This window comes from Kitasatospora sp. NPDC002543 (genome assembly GCF_053594915.1).
In genome coordinates this window covers 1-1,074 of record NZ_JBSFWR010000269.1, presented here as the reverse complement: position 1 = coordinate 1,074, position 1,074 = coordinate 1, and the positions used below count along the sequence as shown (strand labels likewise).

The 1,074-nt window shown below is 69.2% G+C and carries 1 protein-coding gene; it reads right to left on the bottom strand.

All coding sequences use genetic code 11. The features are described 5' to 3' along the window. Positions 1 to 77 precede the first annotated feature (77 nt). A partial coding sequence (locus ACWD4P_RS38510; protein WP_449782853.1) for a zinc-dependent metalloprotease occupies positions 78 to 1,074 on the bottom strand: 997 nt, incomplete at its 5' end.

Below are 1,074 nucleotides of genomic sequence, written 5' to 3'. Positions count from 1 at the left end.
GTCACCGATCGAGTTGACCGGCTTCGGCGCTTCGACGATGCCCATGTCGAGGTCGATATTTGTTTCACGACCCTGCCTTACGGTGCACCCTCAGACTTGCGGTGCACCCGCGCGACCCAGTCCGCCGATTTGGCGATCTCCGCCTTGGTGGGGAGCGTGTTCGGCGATGTCCATACGCGATTGAATCCGTCCATACCCACCTCGTTCACCACGGCCCTGACGAACCGCTCGCCGTCGCGGTACTGGCGCAGCTTCGCGTCGAGGCCCAGGAGCTTGCGCAGCGCCAGGTCCAGGCGGGAGGCACCCTTCTGACGGCGCTCCTTGAACTTCTCCCTGATCTCGGTCACCGACGGCACCACCGCGGGCCCGACCCCGTCCATCACGAAGTCCGCGTGCCCTTCGAGCAGCGACATCACGGCGGTGAGCCGGGCGAGGATCTCGCGCTGGGCCGGGGACTGCACGAGCTCGACCAGGGAGCGGCCCCCGTCGTCGCCCTCACCCTGCTCGCCCTCGGGGCGTGCGCCCGCCAGGGACTGGGCTGCCTCCCTGATGCGCTCCAGGAACGTCATCGGGTCGACGTCGGTCTCGGCGAGGAATGACTGGATCTCGCCCTCGAGGTGGTCGCGCAGCCAGGGCACGGCCGTGAACTGCGTGCGGTGCGTCTCCTCGTGCAGGCACACCCAGAGCCTGAAGTCGTGCGGATTCACGTCGAGTTCGCGCTCCACGTGCACGATGTTCGGCGCGACGAGGAGCAGTCTTCCGCCGCCGTTCGGCGCGGCCGGCAGGTCCCGGGTGGCGGGGGCGAAGGTCTCGTACTGTCCGAGGACGCGGGAGGACAGGAACGAAAGCAGCATGCCGAGCTCGACGCCCGTGACCTTGCCGCCGACGGCGCCGAGGACCGCTCCGCCGGGGCCCGAGCCGCGCCGCTCCTCCATCTTGTCCAGGAGGGGCTTGAGAAGCTCCCTGAACCCCGCCACGTTCGCCCGGACCCAGCCGGGGCGGTCGACGACGAGGACAGGCGTGTCGTGCGCCTCCTCGGTGGACATCCGCGTGAAGCCGCGGACGTGTTCCTCG